This is a genomic window from Rhodopseudomonas palustris HaA2, from assembly GCF_000013365.1.
Classification (GTDB): domain Bacteria; phylum Pseudomonadota; class Alphaproteobacteria; order Rhizobiales; family Xanthobacteraceae; genus Rhodopseudomonas; species Rhodopseudomonas palustris_J.
Genome location: NC_007778.1, coordinates 5,254,843 through 5,269,533, shown reverse-complemented (window position 1 = coordinate 5,269,533; position 14,691 = coordinate 5,254,843). Strand labels below are relative to the sequence as shown.

At 66.4% G+C, this 14,691-nt stretch carries 10 protein-coding genes, 1 tRNA gene and 1 pseudogene; 5 read left to right on the top strand and 7 right to left on the bottom strand.

Annotated features, from left to right (window positions below; genetic code table 11):
* Positions 1 to 30: 30 nt before the first annotated feature.
* Positions 31 to 960 (bottom strand): annotated as a pseudogene (locus RPB_RS23450) (helix-turn-helix transcriptional regulator); the annotation flags it as partial.
* 141 nt (positions 961 to 1,101) lie between these two features.
* Here RPB_RS23450 and RPB_RS23445 point away from each other — a divergent pair.
* From RPB_RS23445 to boxB, 4 genes are all read left to right on the top strand, one after another.
* A complete protein-coding gene (locus RPB_RS23445) occupies positions 1,102 to 2,655 on the top strand; it encodes a benzoate-CoA ligase family protein (protein WP_011443521.1) in 1,554 nt (517 codons plus the stop codon).
* A 193-nt stretch (positions 2,656 to 2,848) separates the two neighbouring features.
* Positions 2,849 to 3,670, top strand: coding sequence for an alpha/beta fold hydrolase (locus tag RPB_RS23440; protein ID WP_011443520.1), 822 nt, complete (start codon positions 2,849 to 2,851; stop codon positions 3,668 to 3,670).
* A gap of 100 nt (positions 3,671 to 3,770) precedes the next feature.
* Positions 3,771 to 5,459 carry a 2,3-epoxybenzoyl-CoA dihydrolase gene (gene boxC, locus RPB_RS23435; RefSeq protein ID WP_011443519.1) on the top strand — a complete coding sequence of 563 codons (1,689 nt, stop codon included), beginning with the start codon at positions 3,771 to 3,773 and terminating at the stop codon, positions 5,457 to 5,459.
* 171 nt (positions 5,460 to 5,630) lie between these two features.
* Entirely contained in the window at positions 5,631 to 7,067 is a 1,437-nt protein-coding gene (gene boxB, locus RPB_RS23430; RefSeq protein ID WP_041799020.1) for a benzoyl-CoA 2,3-epoxidase subunit BoxB, read from the top strand.
* A 162-nt stretch (positions 7,068 to 7,229) separates the two neighbouring features.
* Here the strand turns inward: boxB and RPB_RS23425 are convergent.
* Together RPB_RS23425 and RPB_RS23420 are read right to left on the bottom strand one after the other, a co-directional pair.
* Positions 7,230 to 7,306, bottom strand: a tRNA-Arg gene (locus RPB_RS23425).
* Between the two features lie 207 nt (positions 7,307 to 7,513).
* Entirely contained in the window at positions 7,514 to 7,918 is a 405-nt protein-coding gene (locus tag RPB_RS23420; protein ID WP_011443517.1) for a YccF domain-containing protein, read from the bottom strand.
* A gap of 305 nt (positions 7,919 to 8,223) precedes the next feature.
* Between RPB_RS23420 and RPB_RS24425 the strand changes: the two genes are divergently transcribed.
* Entirely contained in the window at positions 8,224 to 8,613 is a 390-nt protein-coding gene (locus RPB_RS24425) for a hypothetical protein (protein ID WP_041798454.1), read from the top strand.
* 333 nt (positions 8,614 to 8,946) lie between these two features.
* On the opposite strand, the gene RPB_RS23410 is transcribed toward RPB_RS24425, so the two are convergent.
* The 4 genes from RPB_RS23410 to RPB_RS23395 form a co-directional block, all read right to left on the bottom strand.
* Positions 8,947 to 10,539: a gamma-glutamyltransferase family protein gene (locus RPB_RS23410; RefSeq protein WP_041798453.1), complete on the bottom strand. Its 1,593-nt coding sequence runs from the start codon at positions 10,537 to 10,539 to the stop codon at positions 8,947 to 8,949.
* A 126-nt stretch (positions 10,540 to 10,665) separates the two neighbouring features.
* Positions 10,666 to 11,358, bottom strand: coding sequence for a response regulator (locus RPB_RS23405; protein WP_011443514.1), 693 nt, complete (start codon positions 11,356 to 11,358; stop codon positions 10,666 to 10,668).
* Positions 11,355 to 14,057: a sensor histidine kinase gene (locus RPB_RS23400; RefSeq protein WP_011443513.1), complete on the bottom strand. Its 2,703-nt coding sequence runs from the start codon at positions 14,055 to 14,057 to the stop codon at positions 11,355 to 11,357. Before RPB_RS23400 ends, RPB_RS23405 begins: the two co-directional genes overlap by 4 nt.
* The gene (locus RPB_RS23395) at positions 14,057 to 14,677 is read right to left on the bottom strand and encodes a K(+)-transporting ATPase subunit C (RefSeq protein WP_011443512.1); all 621 of its coding nucleotides are present in this window, start codon (positions 14,675 to 14,677) and stop codon (positions 14,057 to 14,059) included. The genes RPB_RS23400 and RPB_RS23395 overlap by 1 nt, the downstream gene beginning before the upstream one ends.
* Positions 14,678 to 14,691 lie beyond the last annotated feature (14 nt).

Sequence of the window (14,691 nt, the reverse complement as noted above, 5' to 3'; positions counted from 1 at the left end):
CAGGATGACGGCGCTGCTACTTGTAGCGTCTTACACCGCCTCGTTCTTCAATCCGAACGCACACGCATCCCGGCACAGCACCGGCGACACCATTGCGGTCAACTTCGCCGCGGCCGCCTCGACCGTCAGGCCGGCAGTGTCGAGCACGCCGGAGGCGCGGGCGTAGAGCGGTTCGCGGCTCTGCAGGATGGTGCGCAGCTCCTGCATTGCGGCGCGGTCGTCGGCCATCGGCCGCAGGTCGCCCTGGCCGCGCACCCGCGCCATGTGCTCCTCGGGCTCGGCCTTCAGCCAGATGGTGTAGAACGACGACAGGATCTGATCGAAAGTAATCGCTTCGGAGACGATGCCGCCGCCGGTCGCCAGCACCATCAGTTCCTTGCGCGCCAGCAATTGCGCCAGCGCCGCCTGCTCCATGCGGCGAAAACCTTCCTGGCCGTACAGCGCGATGATCTCCGCCACCGACAAGCCGTTTTGACGTTCGATTTCCTTGTTCAGCTCGACGAAGGCCCAGCCGATCTTGTCGGCCAACATCCGGCCGAGCGTCGACTTGCCGGCGCCGCGCAGGCCGATCAAGGCGATGCCGTGAAACGCGTGTTCGCGCCTGGCGCCGGCGCCGAGACGTCCCATGCCGGACAGCACGTCCTTGGCGTGCGCGATCTGCACCGGCGTGGCGCGGCGGACCAGGTCGCGGATCACCGGCCAGTCGATCGACGGATCGCCGCTCGGCAGCAGATCTTCCAGCGGCGTGGCCAGCGCGTCGGACACCCGGCGCAGCAGCATGATCGAGACGTTGCCCTTGCCGCTTTCGAGCTGGGCGATGTAGCGTTCGGAGATCCCGGATACTTTGGCCAGCACCTTGCGCGACATCCCGCGCAACCCGCGCAACGTGCGGACACGCTGCCCGAGCTCCAGCAGGAAGCTGGCGTCGGATTCGGCGGACTGGGTCATGTCTGAAGCACGCTCATGAGAAGTTGAGCGGAATCATAGTGCCGCTGAGGATTGACAGCAACCCGGTCCGGTGGCTTCCTATGCATTATAATTCTAATGAACTATAATTCTAAAACTCAGGGAGGGCGCCATGACGGATGGCGGAGCCGCACAATGCACGGCATGACCGGGGCAGGGTCGTACAATGCGGTGAGCTGGTTGCTCGACCGCAACGTCGCCGAGGGGCGCGGCGACAAGCTGGCCTATACCGACACGGTTTCCGAGCTGAGCTATCGCGCGCTGCAAACGCAGACCTGCCGCGCCGCCAACCTGATGCGCCGCCTCGGCGTGCGCCGCGAAGAGCGGGTGGCGATGATCATGCTCGACACGGTGGAGTTTCCAGTGGTGTTTCTCGGCGCGATCCGCGCCGGGGTGGTGCCGGTGCCGCTCAATACGCTGCTGACGGCCGAGCAATATGCCTATGTGCTGGCGGATTGCCGCGCGCGTGTGCTGTTCGTCTCCGAAGCGCTGTATCCGGTGCTGAAGGACATTCTGTCCGGCCTGCCGGACCTCGCGCATGTCGTTGTCTCGGGCGGCGATGCGCACGGCCATCTGAAACTCGCCGACGAGTTGGCGCAGGAAAGCGACGCCTGCGAAACCGCCGCGACCCATGCGGAGGAGCCGGCGTTCTGGCTGTATTCCTCGGGCTCGACCGGGATGCCGAAGGGCGTGCGGCATCTGCACGCCAACCTCGCCGCCACCGCCGAGACCTATGCCAGGCAGGTGCTCGGCATCCGCGAGGACGACGTCGTGCTGTCGGCAGCGAAGCTGTTCTTCGCCTATGGGCTCGGCAATTCGCTGACCTTCCCGCTGTCGGTCGGCGCCACCACGGTGCTGAATTCGGAACGGCCGACGCCGGCGGTCGTGTTCAAGCTGATGCAGCGCTACAATCCGACGATCTTCTGCGGCGTGCCGACGCTGTTCGCCGCGATGCTGAACGACTCCGCACTGAAGAGCGAGGCCGCCGGTTCGCGACTGCGAATCTGCACCTCGGCCGGCGAAGCATTGCCGGAATCGGTGGGGCTAGCCTGGAAGGCGCGGTTCGGCGCGGACATTCTCGACGGCGTCGGCTCGACCGAACTGCTGCACATCTTCCTGTCCAATGCGCCCGGCGACATCAAATACGGCACCTCGGGCAAGCCCGTGCCGGGCTACAAGGTGCGGCTGGTCAACGAGACCGGCACCGAGGTCGCCGATGGCGAGGTCGGCGAATTGCTGGTCGATGCGCCGTCGGCCGGCGAGGGCTACTGGAATCAGCGCAGCAAGAGCCGCGCGACCTTCGAGGGCAACTGGACCCGCACCGGCGACAAGTACATCCGCGATGCGGATGGCCGTTACACCTTCTGCGGCCGCGCCGACGACATGTTCAAGGTGTCGGGCATCTGGGTGTCGCCGTTCGAGGTCGAGAGCGCGCTGATCACGCATCCGGCGGTGCTCGAAGCCGCCGTCGTGCCGGACGCCGATTTCGACGGCCTCTTGAAGCCGCGCGCCTATGTGGTGCTGCGCGAGGGCGTCGCTCCCGACGGGCTGTTCGAGGCGCTCAAGGACCACGTCAAGCAGAAGGTCGGGCCGTGGAAATATCCGCGCTGGATCGAAGTCGTGCCAAGCCTGCCGAAAACCGCCACCGGCAAGATCCAGCGCTTCAAGCTGCGCGAGGGTGCGCAGTGATCCGGCAAACTGCGCGCAGCCTTAGCTCCAAGCTCCGCCGTCATCCTGAGGCGCCGTCGCGCAGCGACGGCCTCGAAGGATGGGCGACGAGTCGCGTGCGGCCGCATCCTTCGAGGCTCGCCGAAGGCGGCAAGCACCTCAGGATGACGACTGTGGGGACGTGGGACGTAAGTTGGTTGGGAAAGCGTTCGTCATGACTTCGCTCGCGCCGCAAGGCCATCTCACCATCGGCGAGCACCAGCTCGAATATCGCATAATCGGGCCGTCTCCCGACGAGGCACCGACGCTGGTACTGCTACACGAGGGCCTCGGCTGCGTCGGGCTGTGGGGCGACTTTCCCGATAAGCTGGCGGCTGCGACCGGTGCCGGCGTGTTCGTGTATTCGCGCGCCGGTTACGGCCAGTCGAGTCCGGCCGCGCTGCCGCGCAAGGTCGACTACATGCACCGCGAAGCACTCGACGTGCTGCCGCAGTTGCTCGATTCGATCGGCTTTCGTCGCGGCCTGCTGATCGGCCATTCCGACGGCGCCTCGATCGCGGCGATCTATGCAGGCGGCGTGCCGGATCATCGCGTTCGCGGTGTCTCGCTGATCGCGCCACATTTCGTCGTCGAGGACATTTCGGTCCAATCGATCGCGGAGATCAAGACCGCCTATGAGACCACCGAACTGCGTGCCAAGCTGGCGCGTTGGCACAGCGACGTCGACAACGCCTTCTATGGCTGGAACGGCGCGTGGCTCGATCCGGCGTTCCGCGCCTGGGACATTTCCGATCACCTCGCCTACATCCGCGTGCCGCTGCAGATCGTGCAGGGCGCCGACGATCAGTACGGCACGCGGCGGCAGATCGAGATCGCCGAGGCCGAGTGCTACTGCCCGGTCGAGACGGTGATCCTGCGCAACACTGGCCACGCGCCGCATCGCGAGGCCGCCGAGGCGACGCTGGGTGCCGTTGCGGATTTCGCCAATCGCCTTCTGCAGGGCCACGGCGAGGCCGCACACGGGCAAGCCGCTTGATCCAAAGCTGCAACAAAATGCATGTATTTGATGGCGGGCGCTAGACGCCGGCGATAATGTGCATTATAATGCACATCAATCAAGTCTAGGGAGGGACCGCATGGCCGGGGAGGATCGCGTTCTTGCGAACGGAGCGAGCCGGATCGACTTTCAGACCGATCCGTCGCGCTATCGGCACTGGAAGCTCGCGGTCGACGGCGAGGTTGCGACCCTCACTATGGACGTCGACGAAAACGGCGGCCTGTTCGAGGGCTATCAGCTCAAGCTGAATTCCTACGACCTCGGCGTCGACATCGAGCTTGCCGACGCGATGCAGCGGCTGCGCTTCGAGTATCCGCAGGTGAAGGTGATCCTGCTGCGCTCCGGCAAGAACCGGGTGTTCTGCGCCGGCGCCAACATCCGGATGCTGGCCGGCGCTACCCACGCGCATAAAGTCAATTTCTGCAAATTCACCAACGAGACCCGCAACGGCTTCGAGGATTCCTCCGAGCATTCCGGCCAGCGTAGCATCGCGGTGATCAACGGCACTGCGGCCGGCGGCGGTTATGAACTGGCGCTCGCCGCCGATCACATCATTCTGGCCGACGACGGCTCGGCCTCCGTGGCGCTGCCGGAAGTCCCGCTGCTCGCGGTATTGCCCGGCACCGGCGGGCTGACGCGGGTGGTCGACAAGCGCAAGGTGCGCCGCGATCGCGCCGACTTCTTCTGCACCATCGAGGAAGGCATCAAGGGCAAGCGTGCCGTGCAGTGGCGGCTGGTCGACGAGATTGCGCCGAACAGCAAACTGGACGGCATCGCCGCGGACCGCGCCAAGCAATTTGCCGCCTCGTCATCGCGCAACGCCACTGGCCCAGGCATTGCGCTGACGCCGCTGTCGCGCAGCTTCCACGATGCCGGCCTGCGCTACAAATTCGTCGGCGTCGATCTCGACCGCGACGCGCGCATCGCCACGCTCTCGATCGCGGGACCCGACGCTGCTCCGCCCGCCGACATCGACGGCCTGATCGAACAAGGCGCGTCGACCTGGTCGCTGCAGGTCGCGCGCGAACTCGACGACGCGATTTTGCATCTGCGCATCAACGAACTCGGCATCGCGATGCTGGTGTTCAAGTCGCACGGCGACAGCGAATTGGTGCTGGCGCACGACGCCTTCCTCGAGGCCAACAAGGCGCACTGGCTGGTCAACGAGATCCGGCATTACTGGAAGCGCGTGCTGAAGCGCGTCGACGTCACCTCGCGCACGCTGGTGACGCTGGTCGAGCCGGGCTCGTGCTTCGCCGGCACGCTGGCCGAACTCGTGTTCGCCGCCGACCGCTCCTACATGCTGATCGGAACGCGGCAGGGCGATAACCGCGCCGCGCCGCAGCTCACATTGAGCGCGATGAATTTCGGTCCCTATCCGATGAGCCACGGCTTGACCCGGCTGCAGTCACGCTTCCAGTCCGACGGCGATGAGTTGGCTCAGGCGCAAGCGAAGATCGGCGAGCCGCTCGACGCCGAAGCCGCCGACGAACTCGGTCTCGTCACCTTCGCGCTCGACGACATCGACTGGGACGACGAGGTCCGCGTCTTTCTCGAGGAGCGCGCCTCGTTCTCGCCCGACAGCCTCACCGGCATGGAAGCCAACCTGCGCTTCGTCGGCCCGGAGACGATGGAGTCGAAGATCTTCTCGCGCCTCACCGCCTGGCAGAACTGGATCTTCCAACGCCCCAACGCCGTCGGCGAGGACGGCGCACTGCGCCGCTACGGCACCGGCCAGAAGGCGCAATTCGACATGACGCGGGTGTAGCAACACGCTCTGCGTCATCCTGAGGTGCGCGCCGCCGTCAGCGCGCCTCGAAGGATGCGAGATGAAACGCGGTGGTCGCACCCTTCGAGGCCCGCGCCGGGTGGCACGGGCACCTCAGGGTGACGGCGTCAGAACGGCAAGCAGAGACCCAGGGAGCACGCCATGAACATCATGAACGTCGACTACTCGACCAAGATTCCGAATAACGTCGATCTCGCCTCCGATCGTCAGGTGCTGAAGGCCTTGGAAGGCTGGCACCCGGGATACATCGACTGGTGGAACGACATGGGCCCCGAGGGCTTCCAGCAGTCGCTGGTGTATCTACGCACGGCCTATTCGGTCGATCCGCGCGGCTGGGCGAAATTCGACTACGTCAAGATGCCGGATTATCGCTGGGGCGTTCTGCTGGCGCCACAGGAGGAGAACCGTAAGATCCCGTTCGGCGAACATTACGGCGAGCCGGCCTGGCAGGAAGTCCCCGGCGAGTATCGTGCGATGCTGCGCCGCCTGATCGTGATCCAGGGCGACACCGAGCCGGCCTCGGTCGAGCAGCAGCGCCATCTCGGCAAGACCGCGCCGTCGCTCTACGACATGCGCAACCTGTTCCAGGTCAATGTCGAAGAGGGGCGCCATCTGTGGGCGATGGTGTATCTCCTGCAGAAGTATTTCGGCCGCGACGGCCGCGAGGAGGCCGACGATCTGTTGCGCCGGCGCTCCGGCGACGCCGATTCGCCGCGGATGCTCGGCGCCTTCAACGAAGCGACGCCGGACTGGCTGTCGTTCTTCATGTTCACCTATTTCACCGATCGCGACGGCAAGATGCAGTTGCACTCGCTGGCGCAATCGGGCTTCGATCCGTTGTCGCGCACCTGCCGCTTCATGCTGACCGAAGAAGCGCATCACATGTTCGTCGGCGAGACCGGCATCACCCGCATCATCCAGCGCACCTGCGACGCGATGCGCGAGGCCGGCATCAGCGACCCGACGGACATTGCGAAAGTCCGCGCGCTCGGCGTCATCGATCTGCCGACGATCCAGAAGAAGCTCAATCTGCACTACACGCTGTCGCTCGATCTGTTCGGCTCGGAAGTTTCGACCAACGCCGCCAACGCCTTCAACTTCGGCATCAAGGGCCGCTACCACGAGACCCAGATCGACGATGATCACCAGCTCAAGAATTCGACGTATCCGGTGCTGAAATTCGTCGACGGCGAGATCAGGCGCGTCGACGAGCCGGCGCTGACCGCGCTCAACATGCGGCTGCGCGACGACTACTCGCAGGATTGCGTCAAGGGCCTGCTGCGCTGGAACAAGGTGATCACCACCGCCGGCTACGACTATGCGCTGACGCTGCCGCACGTCGCCTTTCACCGCGCCATCGGCGAGTTCAAGGACGTTCACGCGACGCCCGAAGGCATCCTGATCGACGGTGCGACCTGGGACAAGCGCAAGGACGAGTGGCTGCCGTCCACCGACGACGGCGACTTCATCGCCAGCCTGATGCAGCCGGTGAGCGACCCCGGCGCCTACGCCCCGTGGATCTCGCCCCCCAAAGTCGGCATCGACAACAAGCCCGGCGATTTCGAATATGTGAAGATCGAGACCTGAGCGCCTCGCGTCCCCGCCGGGGCGGCTGGTCTGCCGCCCCTCGGGCTTCATCGGAGGATTTGCCAGCGAAGTCTTGGAGGCGGGCGTCCGCGCGTTGCGGAGACACGAACGAAGCGCCCGCGCTCCAGTGGCAGATCCGGCCGTCCGCACGCGCGGGGAAAATGGCGCACCCGACACGATTCGAACGTGTGACCTTTGCCTTCGGAGGGCAACGCTCTATCCAGCTGAGCTACGGGTGCTTCGACTGATCCTGTAGCCGATCGTGGGCGGGACGGCAACGGGCGAGAAAAGCCGCCGGATTTCAGGGGCCTCGGACCACGGGCGGGCGGTACCGCCTGGCGAATCGTCCGAACGCTGCGTTGCCGGGCAGGAGGCGGGCGTGGCGGTGCGGCGTAGCCTGGCATGCGTCCGGTGTGCGCCGACCCGCTGGCCGGTCCGGGCCGGGTTCACGCCGGAACGATTTCCTTGCCGATCGGCCAGAGCGCGATTCCGGCGAGCTTCACGTGCGCCCAGGCGAACGGGATGCCGATGATGGTCACCGCGAGCAGGATCGCGGTGATCAGGTGCCCGAGCGCCAGCCACCAGCCGGCGAAAACCAACCAGATGATATTGCCGAGCAGACCCAGCGGGCCGGTGCCGACATCCTCGCGCCCTGTCACGGTTTCGCGCGGCACCGCCATCTGGCCGAACGGAAACAGCGTATAGGCGGCGATGCTGAAGGACGCCCGCGCCCATGGCAGCCCGATGATCGTGATTGCCATAATGATCGCGGCGATCGCCCAGCCTGCCGCCATCCAGAAGCCGCCGAGTGCGATCCAGAGAATGTTGAGAAGCAGAGAGACCGGCGACATCTGGCGGTTCTTTCGGGGCGGGCGGTGGATGTTGCGCGCGAGTGTCGCCTATTCGCAGGGACATCGTCCAGTCCATCTGCGGGCATCGATACAGCGAAGCCGCCCCGTTTGCGTTGGCCCTGCACCTTCTGCGCCTTCTCACCGTGCCGCGACAGCATGATCGAACGCGTTCACGGGCCGTCATGCGCGCGCCGCAAATGCTCCGACCTGCGCGGCATCGCGAAACGCAAATTCGCCATCGTGGCGGCGAATTGCGGTCAAAGCCGTCGGCCAGTCTGCGCTCACGAAGACAAAGGAACGTTCGCTTGCCCTATACTGTCACGGCGACCCGACAAGATGAAAAAATGCAGAGTGTGCGTAACAGTTCGCTGATCGCGCTCGCCAAGGCCCGGGTTTGGGAGAGCGAAGGCTGGCGCGTGATGATCGCGACGCCGGACGGCCGCCAACACGACATCGCGCAGCTCGACGAACTCACCGCATTCAAACCGGAGAAATTGACGGCGCTGTCCACGATCCTTCCCGCGGATGAGGCCGTGTCCCCCAAGGCCGACACGGTCGACCTTGCTGCGGCCGACAGCCCTGGGTTCCACATTGCGGAGATGCACGGGCCGTGGCCCGACGGGGTCCACGGCCCGTGGCGTCCCCATAGTCAGGACACGGCGACTGTACAGACGGAGGAACTGCTGTCTTCGTAACTGAGGACGTGGTCGCAGTTCCTGCAGCGAAACACCAAAACCCGCCGTCGATGTTGCAGACTCGGCAGACATCCGATCTGCGACATTGCTTCTGAGCAGTTGGGGCACACGGGAACGCCGTCGCGGTTCATGTCGGACAATCTCGGTAGTTGAAAGCCGCAGCCGAACCCTCGGCCGACCGAGTAGTTGAGTAGAACGCCGCGTAACAGCTGCGATCTCGTGGCCGCAATCATGCCATATCGAATCCGTCCATTTCATGTCGGTGCGGCCGCCCTGGTAGTCTCAACAGGCCGCCGCCCGCGTTGTGAATGAGCGAGCCTTATGCAGCCGCGCCTATGCCTCGGCGACCGCGTCACCCCAGGGTTGCGCGACTTCGACCGCGCCACTGTTCTCGGCACCTTCGCGCAGGACGACACTCGGGCAGGCGAATTTCATCGGGAAGGTCTGCCCCCGCGCTTCCTCGTAGTCGAAGCGCTGCGCCAGCGCGTCGCGTGTCGCCTGCGGCAGCCTCACGTCGCCGATCACGACCGCGCCTTCGCTGGCGTCGATCCGCGGCTGATGGATCGCCGCATCGAGATCCATGCCGTAGTCGATCACGAACGATAGCATCTGCGTCACCGCCGGCAGAATGCGCCGGCCGCCCGACGCGCCGAGCGCGAGCCTGCGGCCGTCGGCGGCCTGCGCCAGCACCGGCGTGTAGTTGGTGAGGCAGCGCTTGCCGGGCGCCAGCGAATTCGGGCGGCCCGGCTCGGGATCGAACCACATGATGCCGTTGTTCATCATGATGCCGCTGCTCGGCAGTTCGAATTTCGAGCCGAAGGTCGACAGCAGCGTCTGCGTCACCGCCGCCATGTTGCCGTGGCGATCGACCACCGAGAAATGCGTGGTGCAGGCCGGCGCCAGATGTTCGGCGCCGAGCGCGCGGCGGCCGTCGGCGTCGCCCATGTCGCGCAGCCGCTCGGCATAGGCCGATTGCAGCGCCAGCGCGTAGGTGGCATAGGCCTCCGCATCCGGGGCGCCGCCGTTGGCGTGCAGATTCTGCTGCAGCAGGCGCAGCGTATGCGCCAGCGTCGGACCGGCGGTGAGTTCGGGCGTGGCATACACCGTGCCGCCGCGATACGGGATCTGCAGCGGCTCGCGCAGATGCGCACGGAACGCGGCGAGGTCGTCGACGGTCAACGAGCCGCCATTGGCTTTGATGTCGGCGGCGATGCTGCGCGCCAGCTCGCCCTCGTAGAAATCGCGCGGACCTTGTGCCGCGAGTTGTGCCATCGCCGCCTGCAGCCGCTGCTGCGGCATCTGGACCTTCGCCTTGATGCCCCATGGCGCATGCGGCGGCAGGCCGTCGATCAGATAGGAGGCCGCGCTCGACTCGTAACGGCGCAGATCCGCGGCGACGCTGCCGATCATCAGCGTCGTCCACCAGTCGATCGCGAGGCCTTCGCCGGCGAGCGCGATGCTCGGCGCAATCAGTTCCTTCCACGGCAATTTCGCGTGGCGGCGATGCGCTTCCTCCATGCCGGCGACGACGCCGGGCACCGCGACCGAGCCCGGTCCGTGCAGGTTGCGATCATCCTTCACCCGCGGCCACGGAAACAGATCGGACGCGGCGCCCGCGCCGGTCAGCGGATAGTCCTCGGTGCGCAGGCTGAGAGGCGCGCACATGCCGTAGTCGATCACTTCGTATGTGTCCTCGGCGGCGCGATACAGCACCATGGCGCCGCCGCCGCCGATCCCGCTCATCCACGGCTCCAGCACACCCAGCGCAAACGTGGTCGCGATCACCGCATCGACGCAGTCGCCGCCCGCCGCCAGCACCTCGGCGCCGACCTCCGCCGCCTTGCGCGACTGGGCGGCGACGATGCCGCCCTTGGACACGACGGCGGGCTTGCGGAATTGCTGCAGGTTGCTGAACTGGTCGGCCATGGCGGGCTGTTGCTTTCGTTGATGTCTTCGAGGATGGCGAGGCCGCGCGCGCGGCGGTCCGGCATCAAACACAGCAACCAGCGCGCCGGCAATCCTCACGCGCGGAACCCTGCCTTGCGCGGAGACTCAGCCTGCGTCGCCGATCCGATAGCCGATGCCGGGCTCGGTCAGGATGATCCGCGGCTCGTCGGCATGCGCTTCGATCTTCTGGCGCAACTGGCCGATATAGACCCGCAGATATTGCGTGTCCGAGGTGTGCGCCGGTCCCCACACCGCTGCGAGAATCTGCCGGTGGGTGACGACGCGGCCGGCGTGCCGCACCAGGAAGGCCAGCAGTTCGAATTCCTTCGGCGTCAGCTTGATCTCGTCGCCGTCGCGGGTGACGCGGTGGCGAACTGCGTCGATCTCGATGCCGCCGACCGACAGCGCGGCGGGCTCGGCGTTGCGCTGCATCCGGTGGCGTAACGCTGCGCGCATCCGCGCCATCAGTTCGCCGGAGTTGAACGGCTTGTTGACGTAGTCGTCGGCGCCGAGGTCGAGCGACTCGATCTTCTCGGCTTCGCGCTCGCGCGCGGACAGGACCAGGATCGGCAGATCCGACCAGGCGCGGACCTGCCGGATGACGTCCTTGCCGTCGCCGTCGGCGAGGCCGAGATCGAGCAGCACAATGTCGGGCGCATCCGCGGCGACCCGCTTGATCGCCTCGGTGACGGTCGCGGCGTGCGAGACGTCGTAGCCGTTGGCTTCCAGCGCCGGCTTGAGAAAGCGCAGGATCGCCGGTTCGTCGTCGACCACCAGCACGCGCGATTTCACGCTCATGGCTGCGGCGTCTCCTGTGTCCTGTCGCGCATGAAGGTGAGCACGAAGCGCGTGCCGTGCCCGTTCGCGACGGGGCTGAGCGCGGACACCGCGCCGCCATGCGCTTCCATGATTCCCTTGGCGATGGCCAGTCCCAATCCGACGCCCTGGCCGCGACTCGAGGACGGCGCGGTGCCGCTGGCGCTGCGCACGAAGCGATCGAAGATGCGCGGCAGATCGGCCACGGCAACGCCCGGGCCGTCGTCGGTGACGCGCAGCTTCACCGATGACGCGTCGTTCTCGGCGTCGATCAGGATGTGCGACGTTGGCGGCGTGTGCGCAACGGCATTGGCGACGATGTTGCCGAGCGCCTGTTCGACCAGCGCCGCGTCGGCCCGCACCAGCGGACTATCGGCCGGGCAGTCGAGGTCTATGTGTTGCGCCGCGCCGCGCCGCCGTGCCGCTTCGATCACGCGTGCGGCGATCTCGCGCAGATCGACCCAGTCGCGGCGCAGTTCGAGCGCGCCGGATTCGATCCGGGTGATCGACAACAGGTTGCGCACCATCTCGTCGAGGCCTTCGGCCTCCTCGCGGATATTGGCGAGCAGGTCGCGGGTCGCGGCGTCGTCGAGCTTGTCGCCAAAGGTGGACAGACTGGTGGCCGAGCCGAGGATCGAGGACAGCGGTGTGCGGAAGTCGTGCGAAATCGAAGCCAGCAAGGTGTTGCGGACGCGCTCGGTCTCGGTCGCCGTCCGCGCCCTCACCATGTCGCGCGTCAATGCGGCGCGCTCCAGCGCGGCCGCGGTCTGTTCGGTGAGTGTATCGAGCAGTGCCTGGGCCTCGGAGTCGAGCGCAGCGCTGTCCTTCTTCTGCATCACGCCGATCACGCCGTAGGTGGTGGCGCCGGTGCGCACCGGCAGGAAACGCCACGGCACGATCGGCAGCGTGCCGGTGTCGAAGCCGGCGGGTTCATTGTGGGTGAAGGCCCAACGTGCCGCCATCATCGCCGCCTCGTCGAGTGCGTCCTCCGGCGGCCAGGCTGCGGCCAGCACCAGATCGTCCTCGCGCGGCAGCATCACCATCACCGGGCGGCCCAGGCTGGCGTGGATTTCGCTCGCCGCGCCTTCGGCGATATCATCGCTGGTGGCGAGCCCCGACAACCGGCGGGTGAACTCGTAGAGTCTCCGCATCGCCCGAACCCGGCCTGCGGAGATCCGCGCTTGATCACGCAGCCGGCCGGCAAGCGTCGCGGCGACGATCGCGACCACCAGATACATCAGCAGCGCCAGCAGTTCGTAGGGCTCCGCGACGGTGAAGGTGTAGAGCGGGGCGATGAAGAAGAAATTGTAAGTGAAGAACGACAGCACCGAGGCGAAGATCGCCGGGCCGACACCGGACTTCACCGCGCTGAACAGCACCGCCATCAGGAACACCACCGACAGGCTCGCCGTCGGGATCGCCTGTGCGAACGCCTTGCCGACCGCCACCGCGCCGGCGACCGCGACGGTCGCATAGACAAAATGCGCCGGCTTGGACGCATTCAGCCGTGCCGCGAGCGAGCGGCTGTCGCGTTCGGCGGGTTCCCCCTGCACCGGCACCAGATGGATGGCGATGTCGGTCGAGCGCTGCATCAATTGCTGCGGCAGCGAGCCCGCGAGCCATTGCCGCAGCGCGCCGCCGCGGGCGCGGCCGATCACCATCTGGGTGACGTTTTCGAAACGGGCGAAGCGCAGCAGCTCGTCGGGAATGTCGTTGCCGGTCAGCGTATGGGTCTCGGCGCCGAGACTCTCGGCGAGCTTCAGCGCCTCGTCGATCTGCCGGCGCGCCGCGGAGTCGGGATTGACGCCGGAGCGTTCGACCGTCACCGCGATCCACGGCGCGTCCATCAGGTCGGCGAGCCGCTTGGCGGTGCGCACCACGCCGGGCGAGCCGGTGTCCGGACCGACGCAGGCGAGGATGCGCTCGCCGGCGGCCCACGGCCCTTCGATCGCGTGCGCCTGCATCCGCTCGACCAAAGCGGCGTCGACCCGCTCGGCGGCGCGGCGCATCGCCAGTTCGCGCAGCGCGGTGAGATTCTGCGGCTTGAAGAAGCTCTCGACCGCGCGCGCCGCGGTGTCCTGGACGTAGACCTTGCCCTGGGCGAGGCGTTTCAGCAGTTCGTCCGGCGGCAGGTCGACCAGCACGATCTCGTCGGCACGGTCGAACGCCTTGTCGGGCACCGTCTCGCGCACGCGGATCTTGCTGATCTTCAGCACGACGTCGTTGAGGCTTTCGAGATGCTGGATGTTCAGCGTGGTCCAGACGTCGATGCCGGCGGCGAGCAGTTCGTCGATGTCCTGCCAGCGCTTCGGATGGCGGCTGCCCGGCACGTTGGTGTGGGCGTATTCGTCGACCAGCAGCAACGAAGGCTTGCGCGCCAGCGCGCCGTCGAGGTCGAATTCGCGCATCACCCGGTTGCGATAAACGATCGGGTGCCGCGACAGCACTTCGATGCCCTGCAGCAAGTGTTCGGTCTCGAGCCTGCCATGGGTCTCGATCAATCCCGCCACCACGTCACGGCCGCCATCCCGCTCGCTGCGCGCAGCAGACAGCATCGCATAGGTCTTGCCGACGCCGGGCGCGGCGCCGACAAAGATCTTGAGCCGGCCGCGCCCTTCCTTGCCGGCGAGGGCCAGCAGGGCGTCGGGTGAAGCGCGTGCGGTGGCGGTCGAGGTCGACATCAGGAGCCCGGCTGGTTCTGTGCCTGCATCTTATCGAGGGCCAGGTTTAATTTCAGTACGTTGACGCGCGGCTCGCCGAGGACGCCGAGATCGCGGCCGGTGGCCTGGCTTTCCACCAGGGCGCGCACCCTGGCTTCGGGCAGATTGCGGGCTTTGGCGACGCGCGGCACCTGGAACAGCGCCGCCTCCGGCGAGACGTCGGGATCGAGGCCGCTGCCGGAGGTGGTCACGAGATCGACCGGGACCGCCGCGCCGGGATTTTCCTGCTTGAGCGCCGCCATGTCGCTCGCAAGCCGGTCGGCGAGCGCCTTGCTGGTCGGGCCGAGATTGGAGCCCATCGAGTTGGCGGCATTGTAGGGGGCAGGTACCGACTTGGCCGGATCCTGCGGATCCGGCGCGGTGGTCGCAGACGGCCGGCCGTGGAAGTACTTGGGCTCGGTGAACGATTGGCCGATCAGCGCGGAGCCGATCACCTGGTTGTTCTGCGTGATCAGGCTGCCATTGGCCTGGGTCGGGAAGGCGACCTGCGCGATGCCGGTCATCGCCAGCGGATAGATCAGGCCGGTGAGGCAGGCGAGCGCTGCGAACGACACGATCGCGGGACGGATTTCTTTCAACATGGCGTCACCTTTTC